The organism is Rhodococcus sp. NPDC057529, from assembly GCF_042802055.1.
GTDB lineage: Bacteria > Actinomycetota > Actinomycetes > Mycobacteriales > Mycobacteriaceae > Rhodococcus_F.
In genome coordinates this window covers 12,469-31,063 of record NZ_JBHVEY010000010.1, presented here as the reverse complement: position 1 = coordinate 31,063, position 18,595 = coordinate 12,469, and the positions used below count along the sequence as shown (strand labels likewise).

General features: G+C 70.3%; 16 protein-coding genes. 6 read left to right on the top strand and 10 right to left on the bottom strand.

Going from position 1 to position 18,595, the window contains the following annotated elements; genetic code table 11:
• Window positions 1-45: 45 nt before the first annotated feature.
• Window positions 46-666, bottom strand: coding sequence for an alpha/beta hydrolase (locus ACFU5V_RS20715; RefSeq protein WP_378701847.1), 621 nt, complete (start codon window positions 664-666; stop codon window positions 46-48).
• A 78-nt stretch (window positions 667-744) separates the two neighbouring features.
• Here ACFU5V_RS20715 and ACFU5V_RS20710 point away from each other — a divergent pair, with 78 nt between their 5' ends.
• On the top strand, window positions 745-4,212 hold the full coding sequence (locus ACFU5V_RS20710) for a TM0106 family RecB-like putative nuclease (RefSeq protein WP_378701561.1): 3,468 nt from the start codon (window positions 745-747) through the stop codon (window positions 4,210-4,212).
• Here the strand turns inward: ACFU5V_RS20710 and ACFU5V_RS20705 are convergent.
• Together ACFU5V_RS20705 and ACFU5V_RS20700 are read right to left on the bottom strand one after the other, a co-directional pair.
• On the bottom strand, window positions 4,197-5,375 hold the full coding sequence (locus ACFU5V_RS20705; RefSeq protein ID WP_378701559.1) for an amino acid deaminase/aldolase: 1,179 nt from the start codon (window positions 5,373-5,375) through the stop codon (window positions 4,197-4,199). The genes ACFU5V_RS20710 and ACFU5V_RS20705 overlap by 16 nt on opposite strands.
• Window positions 5,376-5,455: 80 nt before the next feature.
• Window positions 5,456-6,100: a TetR/AcrR family transcriptional regulator gene (locus ACFU5V_RS20700; RefSeq protein ID WP_087558952.1), complete on the bottom strand. Its 645-nt coding sequence runs from the start codon at window positions 6,098-6,100 to the stop codon at window positions 5,456-5,458.
• 101 nt (window positions 6,101-6,201) lie between these two features.
• Here ACFU5V_RS20700 and ACFU5V_RS20695 point away from each other — a divergent pair, with 101 nt between their 5' ends.
• Both ACFU5V_RS20695 and ACFU5V_RS20690 read left to right on the top strand, forming a co-directional pair.
• A complete protein-coding gene (locus ACFU5V_RS20695) occupies window positions 6,202-7,518 on the top strand; it encodes a D-arabinono-1,4-lactone oxidase (RefSeq protein ID WP_378701557.1) in 1,317 nt (438 codons plus the stop codon).
• Window positions 7,519-7,528: 10 nt separating this feature from the next.
• On the top strand, window positions 7,529-8,893 hold the full coding sequence (locus tag ACFU5V_RS20690; protein WP_378701554.1) for an amidase family protein: 1,365 nt from the start codon (window positions 7,529-7,531) through the stop codon (window positions 8,891-8,893).
• 11 nt (window positions 8,894-8,904) lie between these two features.
• On the opposite strand, the gene ACFU5V_RS20685 is transcribed toward ACFU5V_RS20690, so the two are convergent.
• The 3 genes from ACFU5V_RS20685 to ACFU5V_RS20675 form a co-directional block, all read right to left on the bottom strand.
• On the bottom strand, window positions 8,905-9,870 hold the full coding sequence (locus ACFU5V_RS20685; RefSeq protein ID WP_378701552.1) for an adenosine deaminase: 966 nt from the start codon (window positions 9,868-9,870) through the stop codon (window positions 8,905-8,907).
• Between the two features lie 26 nt (window positions 9,871-9,896).
• Complete coding sequence (locus tag ACFU5V_RS20680; RefSeq protein ID WP_378701550.1) at window positions 9,897-11,093, bottom strand: class I adenylate-forming enzyme family protein; 1,197 nt, start codon at window positions 11,091-11,093, stop codon at window positions 9,897-9,899.
• An 81-nt stretch (window positions 11,094-11,174) separates the two neighbouring features.
• Window positions 11,175-11,978 (bottom strand): enoyl-CoA hydratase/isomerase family protein, encoded by an 804-nt coding sequence (locus ACFU5V_RS20675; protein WP_378701547.1) that lies wholly within the window; start codon window positions 11,976-11,978, stop codon window positions 11,175-11,177.
• 40 nt (window positions 11,979-12,018) lie between these two features.
• Between ACFU5V_RS20675 and ACFU5V_RS20670 the strand changes: the two genes are divergently transcribed.
• The gene (locus ACFU5V_RS20670) at window positions 12,019-13,383 is read left to right on the top strand and encodes an FAD-binding oxidoreductase (RefSeq protein ID WP_378701545.1); all 1,365 of its coding nucleotides are present in this window, start codon (window positions 12,019-12,021) and stop codon (window positions 13,381-13,383) included.
• Here the strand turns inward: ACFU5V_RS20670 and ACFU5V_RS20665 are convergent.
• Window positions 13,337-14,836: an MFS transporter gene (locus tag ACFU5V_RS20665; RefSeq protein ID WP_378701543.1), complete on the bottom strand. Its 1,500-nt coding sequence runs from the start codon at window positions 14,834-14,836 to the stop codon at window positions 13,337-13,339. The genes ACFU5V_RS20670 and ACFU5V_RS20665 overlap by 47 nt on opposite strands.
• Window positions 14,837-14,838: 2 nt before the next feature.
• Entirely contained in the window at window positions 14,839-15,492 is a 654-nt protein-coding gene (locus ACFU5V_RS20660; RefSeq protein ID WP_378432412.1) for a PadR family transcriptional regulator, read from the bottom strand.
• Between the two features lie 42 nt (window positions 15,493-15,534).
• On the opposite strand from ACFU5V_RS20660, the gene ACFU5V_RS20655 reads away from it, so the two are divergent.
• Together ACFU5V_RS20655 and ACFU5V_RS20650 are read left to right on the top strand one after the other, a co-directional pair.
• Window positions 15,535-16,257 carry a GNAT family N-acetyltransferase gene (locus ACFU5V_RS20655; protein WP_378701541.1) on the top strand — a complete coding sequence of 241 codons (723 nt, stop codon included), beginning with the start codon at window positions 15,535-15,537 and terminating at the stop codon, window positions 16,255-16,257.
• Window positions 16,258-16,288: 31 nt separating this feature from the next.
• On the top strand, window positions 16,289-17,326 hold the full coding sequence (locus tag ACFU5V_RS20650; RefSeq protein ID WP_378432414.1) for a glutathione S-transferase family protein: 1,038 nt from the start codon (window positions 16,289-16,291) through the stop codon (window positions 17,324-17,326).
• A 10-nt stretch (window positions 17,327-17,336) separates the two neighbouring features.
• On the opposite strand, the gene ACFU5V_RS20645 is transcribed toward ACFU5V_RS20650, so the two are convergent.
• Entirely contained in the window at window positions 17,337-17,732 is a 396-nt protein-coding gene (locus ACFU5V_RS20645; protein ID WP_378432415.1) for a VOC family protein, read from the bottom strand.
• 4 nt (window positions 17,733-17,736) lie between these two features.
• Window positions 17,737-18,591, bottom strand: a complete 855-nt coding sequence (locus tag ACFU5V_RS20640; RefSeq protein ID WP_378701539.1) for a helix-turn-helix domain-containing protein — start codon at window positions 18,589-18,591, stop codon at window positions 17,737-17,739.
• Window positions 18,592-18,595: the final 4 nt, after the last annotated feature.

The following is an 18,595-nucleotide window of genomic DNA, read 5'->3' as shown; positions in this document are numbered from 1 at the left end:
CCGCCGCCCGTGAGTGGTTACGGAGTCCCTGCACTCCTCAGCCGCTCACGGGCGCGCAGCGCCCAGAACGAAATCGCGGACCACCGCGGTGACGGCGGCGTGGACCTTCTCGTGCAGAAGGTCGTGTCCGGCGTCGTCGAATTCCCGTAGTTCGAGGCGCGGGATCCCCGCCGCCCAGTCCCGGACCGGATCGATCGGGGCCATGCGGTCGTCCACGCCGTGCACCGCGAGCAACGGCATCTCCAGCGATCCCAGCGCGTCCGCCGTCCGCTGCACGGCGGCCGTCTTCGGGGTTCCGCACAGAATCGCGCCCCGGAATCCGGAATCGCCGCGCAGGAGCAGTTCCATCGAGACGGCGGCCCCGAGGGAATGCCCCATCAGCACGCGCGGCACGTCCGGTGCGTGCTGCTCCGCCAAACGGGTGAGAAGAGCGGCGTCCTCCGCCAGCTCCGCGACGCTGCCGGGATGGTCGCCCTCGGACAGGCCGTGACCCGCCTGGTCGATTCCCCACACCCCGATTCCCACCGGCGTGAGGCCGCGCGCGAACCGGTGGTAATGCCCTGTGTGCTGTCCCATCCCGTGCAGAAACACCAGCTGGACGACGGGTCCTCCCACGCTCCAGTGCCGGTAGTGGACTCGTCCGGAGTGGCCGTCGAAGAAGGGCATGGCTGCCATTCTGGACGTGTCGCCCCTCGATGGCACAATCGGCCGGGTGAACTCACCGGCAGAACTGGGGACGTAGCTGTGTTCCTCCTCGACGACACCATCGTCTACAGCGCCAGCGACCTCGCCGCGGCCGCCACCTGCGAGTTCGCGTTGCTGCGCCGGTTGGATGCCACGCTCGGGCTGGGCGGCGCCACCGCCTCGGCCGCGTCCGTCGACGACGATCCGATGCTGCGACGGACGTCGAGTCTGGGCGACGCCCACGAACTTCGCCGGCTCGAGCAGTTCCGCGCCGAGTACGGCGACGGGGTGGTCACGATGGACCGGCCCGAGTACACCACCGTGGGACTGTTCGACGCGAACCTGGCCACCACGGAGGCGATCCGCGGCGGCGCCGACGTCGTGTACCAGGGCACGTTCTTCGACGGCCGCTTCCTGGGTTTCTGCGACTTCCTCGTCCGCGACGGCGACACGTACGCCGTCTACGACACCAAGCTGTCGCGGCACGCGAAGGTGTCGGCTCTCCTTCAGCTCGCCGCCTACGCGGAAGCGCTCGCCGGCAACGGAATTCCGACGTCCCCGGACGTCCACCTGCTGCTCGGCGACGACAGCGACTCGGCGCACCCGCTCGGCGACATCGTCCCGGTGTACTCCGCGCGGCGCTCGTCGCTCGAACGGATCCTCGACGAGCACCGCGACGAGCAGTCGGTCGCGGAATGGGGCGACCCCCGGTACACGGCGTGCGGCCGGTGCGACACGTGCACCCCGGAGGTCGAGCAGCACCGCGACCTCCTGCTCGTGGCCGGAATGCGCTCGACGCAGCGGAGCCGGCTGATCGCGGCCGGGATCGGCACTCTCGACGCCCTCGCCGCGCACGAGGGCAGCGTCGAGGGGCTGCCCGAGCGCACCCTGGAATCGTTGCGCGCCCAGGCTGCCCTGCAGTTGCGGCAGGAGTCCTCGGGCACCCCGGAGTTCCAGCTGTACGCCCCGCAGGCCCTGGGTGGGCTGCCGGAACCGGACGACGGCGACATCTTCTTCGACTTCGAGGGAGACCCGTTGTGGGCCGAGAACGGTTCCACCGACTGGGGTCTCGAATACCTCTTCGGCGTGGTCGAGGGCCCCGCCGACGCCGCCGTGTTCCGGCCGTTCTGGGCGCACGACCGCGCGGAGGAGCGGCAGGCCCTCGTCGACTTCCTCGACTACGTGACCGCGCGGCGTCAGCAGTACCCGAACATGCACATCTACCACTACGCCGCCTACGAGAAGTCGGCGCTGCTGCGACTGGCGGGGCGGCACGGCGTCGGCGAGGAGACCGTCGACACCCTGCTGCGCGACAACGTCCTCGTCGACCTGTACCCGGTGGTGCGCGGGTGCCTGCGGGTCGGCGAACGGTCCTACAGCATCAAGAAACTCGAGCCGCTGTACATGCCGGAGCAGCCGCGCGACGGCGACGTCACCAACGCCGCCGCATCGGTGGTCGCGTACGCCGACTACTGCGAACACCGCGACAACGGCCGCGACGAGGCGGCCCGCGAACTGCTGCAGGGCATCGCCGACTACAACCGGTACGACTGCGATTCCACGCTGCGGCTGCGCGACTGGCTGATCGGGCAGGCGCGGACGCACGGCGTGGCGCTCCGGCCGCCGGGCGACGGGCCCACGCCGGTGACCGAGGAATGCACGCCCGCCGAGGCGGCGTTGCGCGCGTTCGCCGGGCACGGACCGAGCGAGCACCGGGAACACGACCAGCAGGCCGCCGCACTCATGGCGGCGGCCGTCGGCTATCACCGGCGCGAGCGGAAACCGTTCTGGTGGGCGCACTTCGATCGGCTGGTCGTGCCGCACGACGAACTGTCCGACGTCCGGGACGTCCTGGTGGTGTCGTCCGCGGTGATCGAGGAGAACTGGCACAAGAGCAGCCCCCGGCAGCGCAAGCTGCGCCGGCGTCTCGAGCTCACCGGCCGGTTCGGGACCGGGAGCACGGTGGGGCCCAAGACCACGATGTACGCGCTGTACGACACTCCCGCGCCGGAGGCGGTCGCGGGCGACAATCCGCAGCAGCGGGGAACGTGCACGGTCAACGTGCTGGAGGTCGGGAAGGACGGCCGCCGCCGCGACGTGGTGATCGTCGAAGAACTCCTGAACGGTGAGGAGTACGGCCAACTTCCGACGGCGATCACCCCGGGGCCGCCGATCACCACCGACCGCATCGAATCGGCGATCGCGGTGGCCGCGGACGGGATGTGCTCACCGTTGCCGGAACTCCCACTGTGCGCGTCGGTGGACATCCTGCGGCGGTCCGATCCGCGCACCCGCAGCGGGAATCCGCTCCCGCCCGTCGACGGCACGGACTACTCGGGCGCGATCACCGCGGCCCTGCTCGACCTCGAGGACTCGTACGTCGCGGTGCAGGGTCCGCCCGGCACCGGCAAGACGTACACCGGGGCCCGGGTGATCAAGGCACTCGTCGAACAGCACCACTGGCGGATCGGCGTGGTCGCGCAATCACATTCGGTGATCGAGAACATGCTCGGGGGCGTCGTGAAGGCCGGGCTCCCCGCCGAACTCGTCGCGAAGAAGGACGGGCGGCATCGCGCCGCGACGTGGACCGACATCAGTTCCAACGACTATCCGGGCTTCATCGATCAGGCGGAGGGGACGGGCTGCGTGATCGGCGGGACCGCCTGGGACTTCGCGAACACCGACCGCGTGCCACCCGGCAGCCTCGACCTGCTGGTCATCGACGAGGCCGGGCAGTTCGCTCTCGCCAACACCATCGCGGTGGGCGGTGCGGCCCGCAATCTCCTGCTGCTCGGCGATCCCCAGCAGCTCCCCCAGGTCAGCCAGGGCACCCACCCGGAACCGGTGGACGCGTCGGCTCTCGGGTGGCTCGCCGAGGGGCACGGGGCGCTGCCCGCGAGCCGGGGCTACTTCCTGGAACGCACGTGGCGGATGCATCCTCAGCTGTGCGCTCCCGTCTCGACGCTGTCGTACGACGGCAAGCTGCGTTCGCAGGAATCGGCCAGTGCCGCACGGCGGCTCGACGGCACGGCCGCCGGGGTGCACACCGTCTTCGTCGACCACCAGGGCAACGCCACCCAGTCCCCCGAGGAATCGCGGGAAGTGGTCAACCGGATCACGAAGCTGCTCGGATCCGGCTGGACCGACCCCAGCGAGTTCGAGGGCACCCGCCCGCTCGACGAGTCCGACATCCTGGTGGTGGCGCCGTACAACGCGCAGGTCGGGTTGATCGAACGCGATCTCGCCGCTGTCGGCCTCGACAAGGTCGAGGTGGGCACGGTCGACAAGTTCCAGGGGCGGGAGGCGGCCGTCGCCATCGTGTCGATGACCGCGTCCGCGATCGAGGACGTGCCGCGCGGCATGTCGTTCCTGCTGTCGCGGAACCGGATGAACGTGGCGGTCTCACGCGGCAAGTGGGCGGCGATCATCGTCCGCTCGGAATCGCTGACGCAGTACATGCCGAGCACCCCGGAAGGGCTGACCGAGCTGGGCGCCTTCATGCGGCTCACCGGTCAGCCGAAGCACTGACCTTCGCCGCGGTAGGTGGGGACGGCGGTGCGGGATCCGTCCGACTCGACGACGTGCACCTCGGTGAACCGCTCGCACAGTTCGCCGGCCTTCGCGTGCCGGAACCACACCCGGTCGCTGATGCCGAGATCGGCTGCCGCTTTTCCGGTCACGGGGGTCTGCACCTCGCCGGCGCCCTCGTTGCGCAGTAGCTTCAGGCCCGTCGGCCGCATCGGTGCGGGCACGCGGCTGCGCCCGGCGGGTCCGGAGGCGATGTAGCCGCCGCCGAACAGCGTCGCGATGCCGGGTGCCGGCCGCCGGACCGTCGAGAGCGCGAAGTACAGCGACGGGTGCGGGCGGAACGAGCGGTAGCGGTCGAAGAGCGTGGGCACGTACAGACCGGAACCGGCGGTCACCTCCGTCACGACCGGGTCGGCGGAGCTCACCTCGAGCGAACCGGTGCCTCCGCTGTTGACGATCTCGAGCGCCCCGACCTCCGACTGCACGGCGTTCACCACGGCGCCGCGACGGGTCGCGAGTTCCCTGGCGGACGCCCGCTTCATCCAGCCGATCGGCGGACTCGAGTCGGGCAGTCCCGCGATCTGCGCTTCGTAGAACATGACCCCGACGACGGCGAACCCGCGCGCGGCGGCGCGTTTCGCGAACGCGGCGACGGCGGACGGTTCGCGGAGCGGGGAGCGGCGGACCCCGATGTGGACGGGTCCGAGCCGCAGCGACGCGTCCACGTCGATGCACAGCCGGGCCCGGTGGGACGTGGTGCCTGCAGCGGCGGTAATGAAGTCGAGGTGGTCGTCGCTGTCGACCATGAGGGTGATCCGGTTCAGCAGTTCGGGTTCGGCCGCCACTGCGGCGAGGGCGCCGCGGTCGGCTGTCGGGTAGCCCATGAGGATGTCCTGCGCGCCGTGCCGCGCGAGCCAGATCGCCTCGCGGAGGGAGTACGCCATGATCCCGCGGAAGCCCCCGGCCGCGGTGAGGTTCTCACCTAGCGCGACCTGGAGTACCGCGCGGCAGCGGACGGATTTGCTGGCGACCCGGACCGGGGTGCCGCCGGCGCGCCGGACCAGGTCGGCGGCGTTGGCGCGCAGCGTCGGCAGGTCGAGCGCGGCCAGCGGCGGGTCGATCTCGGTGGTCGAGGCGATGAGACGGTCGAGCGTGGGCGTCACAGTTCGTCCAATCGTCGGGCATCGATCTGCGAGCCAGTCAACCATCGAGTTGGACGATTGTCCAGATCAAGGGCGCCGGGTCAGGCCTGCTCGACCGCCTTCGCCGTGATCACCTGCACCATCTCGTCCAGCGCCGCAATCATCGCCTCGCTGTCCCGGTCGACGAGCCACCGCAGCACGAGCCCGTCGAGCATGGCCAGCCCGAACCGCGCGATCGCCTCGACCGGAGTGCCCCACCCGACGCCGGCGATCCGGGCGCACTCGGCGAGGAACTCGATCGCCTCCTCGTCCATCGTCCGGTACTGCTGACCGGCGATGTCGCCTGCCCGCTCGCTCCCGGACGCCCGGTGCCGCAACGCCTGCGCGGTGATCTCGTACGTCAGCAACTGACGGTCCGGGGTGGCCTCGATGATCGGCCACATCCCGCTGATCCCGATGTGGAGCAGTTCTCGCAGACCGTCGATCCCGCGCAGGTCCGGCGCGTGCCGCACCTGACCGAACGCCAGCCGCATCGACGCGCTGAGCTGCAGGACCAGGCTCTCGCCCATCGCGGCGAGGAGCTCTTCCTTGCTCTCGAAGCAGTAGTGCACCACACCGAGAGAGACACCCGCCTCCTCCGCCACGGCGCGCACCGTGACCGATGCGACGCCGCGCTGCTCCGCGATGGCCAGCGCCGACTCGACGAGTTGGGCACGACGTTCATCCGCAGGAAGCCTGTTCAGCATCCTCTGATCGTAGAACCTGAGGGGGGATCCCCCGCGACCAACACGGACGCCCGACCAACCCGGCATTTGCCTGGACGATCGTCCAGGTTCATGATGGGCGAATGGCACAGGACACATGGCGCAACTGGGCGGGCACCGAGACGGCGAACCCGCTGCGCTTCGCGACCCCACGCTCGGTGGCGGACCTCTGCGCACTCGTCGGCGGTGCCGCGCGGCAGGGACAGCGGGTCAAGGCCGTGGGGTCGGGCCACTCCTTCACCGGGGTCGCCGTCACCGACGGCATCCTGGTCAGCCTCGACGCCCTCACCGGCATCGAATCCGTCACCCTCGACGAACCGGCGGGCGCCCTTGTCACCGTCCTCGCCGGCACGCGACTGCACGATCTGAGCGAGCAACTCTGGCACCGCGGCCTGGCCATGATCAACCTGGGCGACATCGACGTGCAGTCCGTCGCGGGTGCGCTGTCCACCGGAACACACGGCACCGGAGCGCGTTTCGGAGGTCTCGCAACCCAGGTCCGCGCCCTGCAGGTGGTGCTGGCGGACGGCTCGGTGGCCGACTGCTCCCCCACCGAGAATCCCGAACTGTTCGAGGCCGCACGCCTGGGTCTCGGCGCGGTCGGCATCATCGCGAAGGTCACGCTCCAGTGCGTGCCGAACTACGTGATGCACGCCGTCGAGAAACCGGAGTCGCTCGATGCCACCCTCGACCGCCTCGACCACGACCGCGCCACGGTCGACCACTTCGAGTTCTACTGGTTCCCGCACACGCGCCGCGTCCTGACGAAGCGCAACACCCGGTTGCCCGGCGACACCCCGACGTCCCCGCTGCACCCGGTCCGCGCCTACGTCGACGACGAACTGCTCTCCAACATCCTGTTCGAGGGCATCAACAGGGTGGCGAGCCTTGCGCCGTCGACGATTCCGAAGATCAACCGGCTCTCCTCCCGCATGCTGAGCCCGCGCGAATTCACGGACCGCAGCTACCGCGTCTTCGCGTCGGAGCGCCGGGTGAAGTTCCGCGAGATGGAGTACGCGGTACCCACCGAGGCACTGCCCGACACTCTCGCGGCGATCGACGCATGGGTGGAGAAGTCCGCCTTCACGGTCGCGTTCCCCGTCGAGGTCCGCTTCGCCGCGGGCGACGACGTGTGGCTGTCGACGGCGAACGGGCGGGACACGGCGTACATCGCGGTGCACCAGTACCACCGCCGCGACCACGAACGGTACTTCTCCGCCGTCGAGGCCATCGCCCGGGAGGCGGACGGGCGACCGCACTGGGGCAAGATGCACGGCCGCACCGCCGAGGACCTGCGGCCCGCATACCCGAACTTCGACGAGTTCCTCGCCGTGCGCGACAAGTACGATCCCGGGCGAATGTTCGACAACGCGTACCTCCGGACCGTCCTCGGTCGCTAACGTGGGATAGGTGGCCCCCAGTCGATCTTTCGACCGTCGCAACTTCCTTCGCGTCGCAGGTGCCTCCGGGGCCGCGGCGTTCGGTGCCGCGATGCTCGGCGCCTGCGGGGAACGCCTGCACGATCCGGAGGTTCCGCCGCTGCCCGACGGCCTGTCCGTTCCGAGCGGCGGGGCGGTGTCCGAGTTCGCGCCCGTCGACAAGGCGACGTGGCGTGTGCAGGGGGATCCGCTGGTCGCCCCGACCGGCGACGGCCCCCTCGCAGGCATGCGACTGGCCGTGACGGACCTGTATGCCGTTGCGGGACAGCAGATCGGCGCGGGCAGCGGGCGAAGACTCGCCGAGGCGCCCGTCGAAACCGGTACCGCCGCGGTGGTGGCGCGCCTCCTCGGGCAGGGCGCCCGCGTCGTCGGTCTCGCGCAGACCGACGACCTCGGTTACGGACATTCCGGCGTCAACCGGCAGTTCGGGACGCCGCCCAACCCCCGCGCCGAGGACCACCTCCCCGGCGGCGCGACGTCGGGCGCCGCGAGTGCGGTCGCGCAGGGTGCCGCCGACATCGGATTGGGCGTCGACACCACCGGTTCCGTCCGCATCCCGGCGTCGTATCAGGGCCTGTACGGCTTCGCGCCGTCCCGGGGCGCCGTCTCCACCGACGGACTGTTCCCGCTGTCCCCCACGTTCGACACCCCGGCATGGGTGTGCAGCGACCTCGACACGCTCGTCGCGGTGTCCGGCGCCGTCCTCCCCCTCACCGCGGAGACCCCGTTCCGCGGCGCGCTCACCTCGGACGGCATCAACGCCGTCGCCGAGGCGGCGGCGCTCGGCGCGGTGCGGCGCGCCCTCACCGCATGGGAGAAGAGTTCCCTTCCGCGGCTGACGTGGACCGACACGGACATCGGGCGGCTGCCCGACTGGTACGACGCCGTCGTCGATGTACAGGGCTACGAGGCGTGGCGGCTGCACGGCGAGTGGGTGAGCCAGGCGATGTCGTCGCTCGGCGACGAATCCGGCCGCAATTTCGCCGACGCCAGCCGCATCTGGGAGACGACGTACGGGCGGAAGCTGACCATGCTCGCCGAGGCGTCGCAGACGATCACCGCGTATGTGGGTGACCGCCTGCTCCTGCTGCCCGCGACGTCGTCCGTCGCCCCCGAGCGTGCGAGCGACCCCGGCGGCGGACGGTTCCGGAACACGATGCGCGCCACCGGCATGCTCACGTGCCTGGCGTCCATTTCGGGACTGCCCAACGCGACCGTGCCGTTGCGCACCGACGACGGGGTTCCCGTGGGCCTGTGCCTGGTCGGGCCGTACGGCCGCGACCGCGACGTCCTGGCCGTCGTCGCGAGTCTCGGCGACACGGGGCTGACGGACTGACGACCGGGCCGTCAGCCGCGGAGCAGTTGCGCCTTGCGCGCGTCGCTCGCGAACGACGCCGTGATCGAGTTGCGGGCCAGGGTGTCCCGCTCGGCGTCGGTGAGACCGAGCTGGTCCCGAAGTTGCGCGAAGTTGTCGTCGACGTACCCGCCGAAATACGCGGGGTCGTCGGAGTTGACGGTGACGAGCAGACCGGCCTCGAGCATGGCCCGCAGGGGGTGCTCGGACAGCGAGTCGACGACGCACAGCCGCACGTTCGACAGCGGGCACACGGTCAGCGGCACTTCCTCGTCCACCAGGCGCGCCACCAGAGCCGGGTCCTCCAGCGCCCGTACCCCGTGGTCGATGCGCTCGGCGCCGAGCAGATCGAGCGCCTGCCAGATGTACTCCGGCGGCCCCTCCTCGCCCGCGTGGGCGACCACGTGCAGCCCCTCCGACCGGGCGCGGGCGAACACGTCCTCGAACAGCGACGGCGGGTTGCCCACCTCGGCCGAGTCCAGTCCGAGCCCGACGATCGGTGTCTGCAACCGGATGATCTCGGAGAACACTTCCTCCGCCTCGTGCACGGGACGGTCGCGCAGGATCGCGGCGATGGCGGCACTGCTGAGACCGAACTCCCGCTCGCTGGTGTTCACCGCGTCCATGATCCCGTCGAGCACGTCGTGCAGCGGGACACCACGATTGACGTGGGCCTGCGGGTTGAAGAAGAACTCCACGTGCGCGACGCCGCCCGCGGACGCCCGCGCGAAGTAGGCGCGGGTGAGGTCCGCGAAGTCCTGGGCCGTCCGCAGCACCTGCATGTTGGCGAAGTACAGGTCGAGGAACGACTGCAGATCGGTGAACTGGTACCGCGAGCGGAGATCGTCGAGGTCCGCGTACGGCAGCGGCACGGAATTCCGTTCGGCCAGCGCGAAGATCAGCTCGGGCTCGAGGGAACCCTCGATGTGCATGTGCAGCTCGGCGACGGGAGAGCTCACGGGTGGATACCTGCCTTTCGCACCACCTAGGCAGCGGTGTCGCGGTCGACGATACGGACGAAGCCGTCGCCGTCGATATTCGCGGTGTCGCCGGTGTGAAACCAGCCACCGGTGAACGTCTTCGCGGTGACCTCGGGGCGGTTCCAGTAGCCGCGGCTGACTCCCGGACCGCGACACAGCAATTCGCCGACCCCGCGGCCGGCGTCGGGCCCGAGGAGCGCCACCTCCATCCCTCCGAACGCGACGCCGACACTGCCCGCGTGTGTCAGAGCGCACTCGTCGGGCAACGCCAGCCCGGCGCCGCACGTCTCGGTCATGCCCCACCCGAGGAAATGCCGGGCCTCGGGGAACGTCCGCCGGAGGAGTTGCGACTGGTCGAGGGACAGGCCCGAGCCGGTGTAGTCGATCCAGCGCACCGCGCGCCGGCCGAAACTCGTCACCCGTGAACTCTCCACGGCGCGCAGGAGCACGGCGGGCGCCGCGGTGAGCACGTCGGCTCCGGTGCCGCGCCACGACGCCGCGTCGGTACTCCCCGTCAGCAGCACCGTCCCGCCCACGACCAGCGTCGAGAGCAGTTCGACGAGCGATCCCACGGTGTGCAGTTCGGGTTCGACGAGGAGATTCCGCAGTCCCTCGGAGCTGAACCCGCGTGCATGGAGCACGGATTCGATGGTCGAGAGCACGTTCTCGTTGCTCAGCTCCACACCCTTCGGAGACTCCGACGGGCCCGGCGTGTACGACAGCAGCACCAGCTCGTCCGGGCTCGCCCCGTCGTCGATGAACGAGATGCCTTCCGGCAGTTCGCCGTCGAGGGTCAGCACCGACTGGCTGTCGGCGAGCACCTGACCGGTCCGCGCGTCGTCGAGCGCCGGGCTCACCCCGACCGGCACGCCACCGGCGAGCAGCACCCCGAGGAACGCCTCCACCCAGCGGACCCCCATGGGCTGCCGGACCGCGACCCGGTCGCCGATCTCGACGCCCTTCGACTTCAGCCCGCCCGCCACCCGGGCCGCGGACGTCCACAGTTGCGAGAACGTGAGCGACCGGCCACCGTCCTCCTCGACGGCGACCCGGCCCGCGTAACGGTGCACGGAAATGTCGAGCAGTTCGGTGAGCGACGGGTTGAGGCCGCCGTACCGGAGCAGGCCGTCACGACCGCGGACCACGCGATCGTCGTGGAAGAACGGACCACTACTCGGGTACTCGACGAGGGACGACGACATCTGCACCTCCGCTGCGCGACCGGGACGTTTGCCACGACTATATGACGCCCGTCACAGTTGCGGGGAGCGGATCGCCGACGCCTACCTGCCGCGGTACGTCGCCTTGCCCGGTCCCACGTCGAGGAAGCTGCGTACCGCACCCCGGAGGTCCTCCGTCTCGAACAGCGCCCCCGACACGTCGGGGGTGATCGAGTCGGCGTGCGCGACTCCACCCGACCGCCACGCGGAGATGATCTGCTTCGTGGCGTCGTGTGCGCGCGTCGGCCCGTCCGCCAGGCGTGCGGCGAGCGCGCGGGCCTGCGCGTCGACGTCCTCGTGGACGGCGTTGACCACACCCCAGGCGTGCAGCGTCGTCGCGTCGTACAGGTCGCCGGTCATCACCAGTTCCCGGGCGCGGCCGGATCCCGCCCGCTCGGCCAGCCGCTGCGGACCGCCCATCGACGGGGTCAGCCCCACCACCGTCTCGACGAGTCCGAACTTCGCCTTCGGCGCGGCGAGGATGATGTCGCAGGCGAGGGCGATCTCGAAGGCGGCGGTCAGCGTCAGTCCGTGCGCCGCGTACACGACCGGGCACGGCAACGCCTCCAGCGGATGGCAGATCTCGGCGAACAATTCCTGCCACAGGTCCGCGCCCTGCTCCGCGGTGAGCCCGTCGAACACGTGGACGTCCACCCCCGCGGAAACCACCTTGCCCTCGGCGCGCAGCAGCACCGCGCGCGGCGGGTCCTCGGCGAGCGCCGCGACGTCGGCCTGCACGGCGTCGAACATCGCCTGATCGAAGAGGTTCAGTGGGCCGTGGGCGAACGTCAGGATCGCGATCTCGGCGCCGGCGTCGGTGCGGACACGCTCGAGTCGGGTGGGATGCGCGGCGGCAGGCTCAGTCATGCGGCCAGACTGCCACACCCGTTCCGCCTACGATCGGGGTGTGGACTCGCTGCGTGCGGCGCTGGCCGAGGTCGTCGGGGAACGGTTCGTGACCGTGGACGCGGACGTGCTCGCCGCCCGCGCCACCGACCACACCGGACGCTACAGCGGGCGGGCGAGCGCACTGGTCCGGCCGGCCGATGCCGCGGAAGTCTCGGCCGTACTGGGCATCTGCCGCCGGGCCGGGATGAAGGTCACGGTGCAGGGCGGCCGCACCGGACTCGAGGCGGGCACGGTTCCCGAACACGACGACGTGCTGCTGTCGACGGAACGGCTGACCGCGGTGGGCGCCGTCGACCGCGAGAATCTGCGCGTCACCGTCGGCGCCGGGGTCACCCTCGCGGCGGTACGCCGCGCCGCGTCCGACGCCGGACTGCTGTTCGGCGTCGACCTCGCCTCCCGCGATTCCGCGACAATCGGCGGCATGGCGTCGACCAACGCCGGTGGGCTGCACACCGTGCGGTACGGCCACATGTCCGCGCAGGTGCTGGGCCTGGAAGTCGTGCTCCCCGACGGGGCGATCGTGCGGCGCAGCATGCGGGTGGGCGCCGAGAACTGCGGATACGACCTGCCCGCGCTGTGGGTCGGCAGCGAGGGCACCCTCGGTGTGGTCACGGCCGTCGATCTGGCGCTGCACCCGGTTCCGGAGTTCCGGGTGACCGCCCTCGCCGGCTTCGCGCACCTGTCCGGGTTGATCGACGCGGTGCACGTCGTCCGGCGGCTCGACGGGGTGGATGCCGTGGAGATGCTCGACGGCCGCGGGCTCGAATTGGCCTCGGCGCGGCTCGGTTTCGCGGTTCCCACGGGTCTGCCGTGGTATCTGCTGGTGGAACTGGCCGGCGACCGCGACCTCACCGGCGAACTCGCCGACGCGCTGGAGCGGTGCGCTCCCGCCGACGAATCCGCCGTCGGGATCGATCCCGCAGGCCGCGCCCGGGTGTGGGCGGCGCGGGATGCGTTCGCGGACGTGGTCGGATTGTTCGGCCCGCCGCTGAAGTTCGACGCCGCGCTCCCGCTGGACACCCTCGCCGCGTTCGTCGCCGACGCCGTCGCGCTGGTGACGAGCCGGGCACCCGACACGATCCCGGTGCTGTTCGGGCACGTCGCCGACGGCAACGTCCACCTCAACGTGCTGAACTGCCCCGACGAGTCGGTGCTGTACCGGCCGGTGACGGAACTGATCCGCGATCACGGCGGCACCATCGCCTCCGAGCACGGTGTCGGCGCGCACAAACGCAACTACCTGGACCTCGCGCTCAGCGGCGAGGACATCGGCGCGATGTGGACGATCAAGCGGGCATTCGACCCCGATGACTACCTCAACCCCGCAGTGATGTTTCCCGACTGGCTGCGTCGTCCGCACTGACGCCGGGTTTCTTCTCCCGCAACGGTCGCGCGAAACACACCGAGGCGAGGAAACCGATCAGCAGAACGGCGGCGGGCAGCCAGATCGACTGCGACATCGCCGTGGCGAACGGTTCCTTCACGAACTCGGGCATCTCCCCGACTCCGGCCTCCTGGCTGTCGGCGTTCAACCCCTGCGCGGACAGGCGGGCCGTGATGAGCGCGCCGATCGCGGCGCTGCCGAGGACCGCGCCGACCTGGCGGGTCGTGTTGTAGACGCCGGCCCCGGCGCCCGCCTGATGGGGCGGAAGGTTGTGGGTGGCCGTGGCCGCGAGCGGCGACCAGATACACGCGTTGGCCAGGCCGATCAGCCCGATCGGCAGCAGCAGTTCCCAGATCGCCACGTCCGGCGACATCACCATGGACAGCCAGCCGAGCGCGATGGAGAACAGCAGGAACCCGGCGCCCGCGATGTACCTCGGGTGGGTGCGGTCCACGAGTTTGCCGATGAACGGGGCGAACACACCGGTGAGGACAGCCATGGGCACGAGCAGCAGAGCCGACCGCGTGGGCGACAGACCCCGGACCGCCTGCGTGTAGAACATCAAGGGCAGCACCATCGCGGTGATCGCGAATCCCATGGCGGTGATCGCCACGTTGGCGAGGGAGAAGTTGCGGTCCTTGAACAGTCCCAGCGGCAGCAGCGGCTCGTTCTTGTTCCAGGACTGGTACCAGACGAAGACGCCGAGCAGGACGAGGCCTGCGGCGATCGACGCGAGCACGGTCGCCGACCAGTCGTAGGAACTGCCCTCCTGGATGCCGAACACGAGGAAGAACATGCCGAGCGCGCTGAGCACGACGCCGGGGATGTCGAACTTGTGCTCGTGGGTCTCCAGCGCGGGCACGAGCCGCCAGGCCAGCACGAACGCGATCACGCCGACGGGGACGTTGACGATGAAGATCCATTCCCAGCCGAGGTTGTCGACGAGCACGCCGCCGGCGAGTGGTCCGACGAGGGTGGCGACACCCGCGACGGCACCCCACAGACCCATCGCGGTGCCGCGGCGGTCCGGCGGGAACGTCCGGGTGATGACGGCCATCGTCTGCGGCGTCATCAGTGCGGCGCCGAGTCCCTGGAACACGCGCGCGACGATGAGCATGGTGATGGTGCCGGAGAGGCCGCACCACAGCGACGCCCCGGTGAACAGGACGAGCCCGATCAGGTAGATGTTCTTGGGGCCGAAGCGGTCACCGAGGCGGCCGGTGACCAGCAGCGGCACCGCGTACGCCAGCAGGTAGGCGCTGGTGACCCAGACGACCTTGTTGATGTCGGTGTGCAGGTCGTTCATGATCGCCGGGTTCGCCACCGCCACGATGGTGCTGTCGACGAGGATCATGAAGAAGCCGATGACGAGGGCCCACAGCGCGGGCCAGGGATTTCGGTGCTCGGGTGGTGCGGTGCGCTCGGTGTCCATCATCAATCCTTTGCTGAACCGGACGGGATCCGGCGTGAGTGTGTCAGTCGTTCGACGAGTTCCGGGGAGAGCCACGGCAGGGCGCCGGAGTCGATGTCGGTCACCAGGGCGCTGAGCCATTCGTGCTCCGCGCGGGCGACGGTGACGAGGAATTCGTTGCCGAGGAGGAAGATCCTGGGGATCTCGGTGGAGCAGGCGAGCGCGGCGGCGGCGTCGAGTTCGTCGATCTCGCGGGTGAGGTGATCGAGCCGTTCCCGGAGCAAGTCCACCACGGTGTGCGCGTCGACGTTGTGCGCCTCCGCGAGTGCGAGCGGGAACTGCGGGTACTCGGGCACCGGGGTGGCGAGCATGTCGCTCACCCGGTGGACGAGCGCTTCCCTGCCTGCGTCGGTGACCTCGTACATGGTGCGTTCGGGCCGGTTTCCCGCCCGGTCGGTGCCGGTGGTGCGCACCAGTCCTTCACCTTCGAGCCTGCTCACGGTGTGGTACAGCGACCCCGGCCGGATCTTCACCACGCGTCCGCGGCGGGCGGCGGCGAGTTGATACATCTCGTACGGGTGCATCGTGCGCTCACACAGCAGGCCGAGGATGGTGACGCCGAGCGGCGTGAGTGCCACGGTCACCACCTTTCCACTACTCCGAACCGAATACTCCATGTGGAATATACCGTCCGGGGCGGGCGCGAACAAGCGGCTACCGTGGGCCCCGTGGACTCCCATCACCTCGACATCATTCGGCTCGCCTGGTCACGCGAACTGGGATTGCCCGACGACGCGCTGACCGCCCGGCCGGATGCCGACGACCGCGCGGTCCGGGTGGCCGACGACACCGACACGATCCGATTCCTGCGCCTGGGCGAGACGTCCGCGCTCGTCGGACCGCGGTGGGCGATCGAGCGCGCCGACGGGCACACGGCGGAGGAACTGACGGAATCCGCGACGCTGCTCGCCCTCACCCAGGACCGGTCCGGACGGTGCGCCGGCCCGGTCGTGCTCGCGTACGGCACCGACTACCAGGATCCGGTGACCGGCCGGCCACCCCTCGTCTCCCACGAACGCGACCACGTCCGGCAGGTCGAGGCGGCATGTCCCCCGGATGACGTCGCCGAGGCCCGGGTGGCGGACCGCGAGCGGTGGTTCACGATTCTCGACGACGCGCAGCAGCCGGTCGGGTGCGCCGGGTACACCGAATTCCAGGGCTTCCTCGCCGATGTCGGCGTGCTCACGGCACCGGAGTTCCGGCGCCGGGGACTGGGCGCCACGGTCGCCGGGATCGCCACCGACGACGCACTCGACTCCGGCCTGATCGCCCAATGCCGTTCACCCCGCGGCAATCCGGCCACGCGCGCGCTCGCAGCCCGCGTCGGGTACCGGGAACTGGGAACGTACGCCGAGGTCACGATCTCGCGAAGTACGCTCTGAGACGACATCGAAGGACGGGAACGAGTCGACCATGACAGACCGAACGGCAGAACCGCACGGCACGGCAGGCGCCTACGTCGAACCCGGCGCCGAGTTCACGCGCGACACCCACTACATCGCCACCCGCATCACGGCCGACGGTCGCGACGGCTATCCCGTCGAGCCCGGCCGCTACCGCCTCGTGGCCGCCCGCGCCTGCCCGTGGGCCAATCGCGCGGTCATCGTCCGGCGACTGCTCGGACTCGAGGACGTGGTGTCGATGGGGCTGTGCGGCCCCACCCACGACGAGCGCAGTTGGACCTTCGATCTCGACCCGGGCGGGCTCGACCCGGTGCTGAAGATTCCGCGCCTGCAGGACGCGTACTTCGCGCGCTTCCCCGACTACTCGCGGGGCATCACCGTGCCTGCCATCGTCGACGTCCCCACCGGGCAGGTGGTCACCAACGACTACCCCCGGATCACCCTGGACCTGTCGTCGGAATGGACGCGGTACCACCGCGAGGGCGCCCCGGACCTCTATCCCGAACCGCTGCGCGACGAGATTGACGAGGTCGCCGATCTCGTGTTCCGCGACGTGAACAACGGTGTGTACCGGTGCGGTTTCGCCGGATCCCAGGAGGCGTACGAATCCGCCTACGACCGCCTGTTCGCCCGCCTCGACTGGCTCGAGGAGCGGCTGACCGACCGCAGGTACCTCGTCGGGGACACGATCACCGAGGCCGACGTGCGGCTGTTCACCACCCTGGCACGGTTCGACGCGGTGTATCACGGGCACTTCAAGTGCAACCGGAACACACTCGACGAGATGCCCGCCCTGTGGAGTTACGCGCGCGACCTCTTCCAGACGCCGGGGTTCGGCGACACCATCGACTTCACCCAGATCAAGCAGCACTACTACATCGTGCACACCGACATCAATCCCACGCAGATCGTGCCGAAGGGCCCCGACCTGTCCGGCTGGCTCACGCCGCACGGCCGTGAAGGGCTGGGCGGCAGGCCGTTCGGGGACGGCACGCCGCCGCCTCCGCCGAAGCCCGGCGAGGAGGTCCCGGCCGGGCACGGCGCGTGATCGGGCGGGTCTAGGCGCCGGCGTAGGTGCCGAAACTCCAGAACACACCCTCGGGGTCGCGGCAGGTGAATCCGCGCGAGCCGTAATCCTCGTCCCGCAGGCCACGGACGATCGTGGCACCGGCGGCCACCGCGCGTTCGTGGAGGGCGTCGGGGTCGTCGACGACGAGGTACACCGACCCCGTCCCCGGCGGGAGGTCGCTGATCACCGAGTCCTCGCTGGGCGAGCCGAGCATGATGCCGCCGCCCTTCGGCCAGGCGAGTTCGGCGTGGTCGACCCGGTCGCCCTCGCCGTACACCGCCTTCTCGTCGAATCCGAACGCGTCGACGAGGAAACGGATCGCGGCCCGGGCGTCGCGGTAGACGAGGGTGGGCCACACATACGTGGTTCGTGTCGAAGTTGTCATGTCATCACAGTGCTCCGTCGTCGTGCTCCGGGTCTTGGACGAATGAGAACGGGTCGATCTCCCGCCACCGCGACGGGGCGACCCCCGCAAGGTCGCGCCAGTCCCGCGCCATGTGGGCCTGGTCGTAGTACCCGCACACCGCGGCCACGTCGGCGAGGGTCGCCCCGTGGGCACCCTTGAGCATGCGGTGCGAACGATCGAAGCGGGACAACCGCACCACGTCCTTGGGTGTCACGCCGTACTCCGCCACGAACCGGTTCATCAGATGCCTTCTGCTCCAGCCGACCTCGTGCGCGACGTCGGCGACCCGGACGCGGCCGCCGGCGACGAGCAGGTGCCAGGCGCGGACGAGATGCGGGTCGATCTCCGCCGGCTGGGCGCGGCGCGTGAGGATCTCGTCGAGGATCGCGAACCGCCCGTCCCAGCAGGGTTCGAGCGACAGCCGCTCCGTCAGCTCCCCCGCATCGGACCCGAGCAACTCCTCGAGGCCGACGACCCACGCGCCGAGGGCGGCGGTGGGCACGCCGAGCAGCGCCCGGGCGCCGAGCGGACTGAGCGCCAGCTGGACGCCGTGCTGGTTGCCGTCGTGCCGGATCGTGACCGGCGACGTCGCGATGCCGCTGGCCAGAGTGTCGTACCGCCCGGGCGCCTGCCCGGGCGCTGCCTGGGCGGCGATGTCGAGGGGCCCGTCGATCGTCACGATCACCGTCAGGCAGGGCGAGGGCAGACCGAGATGGATGCCGGGCTCGAACCCGGCCAGCCGGTAACCGTCGTACCCCGAGACCAGCTCACGCAACGGCGCCGCCGGGCGCCGGAAGGCCCCGGACGAGACTGCGGTATCGCTGCCGGCGACGCTCACGACA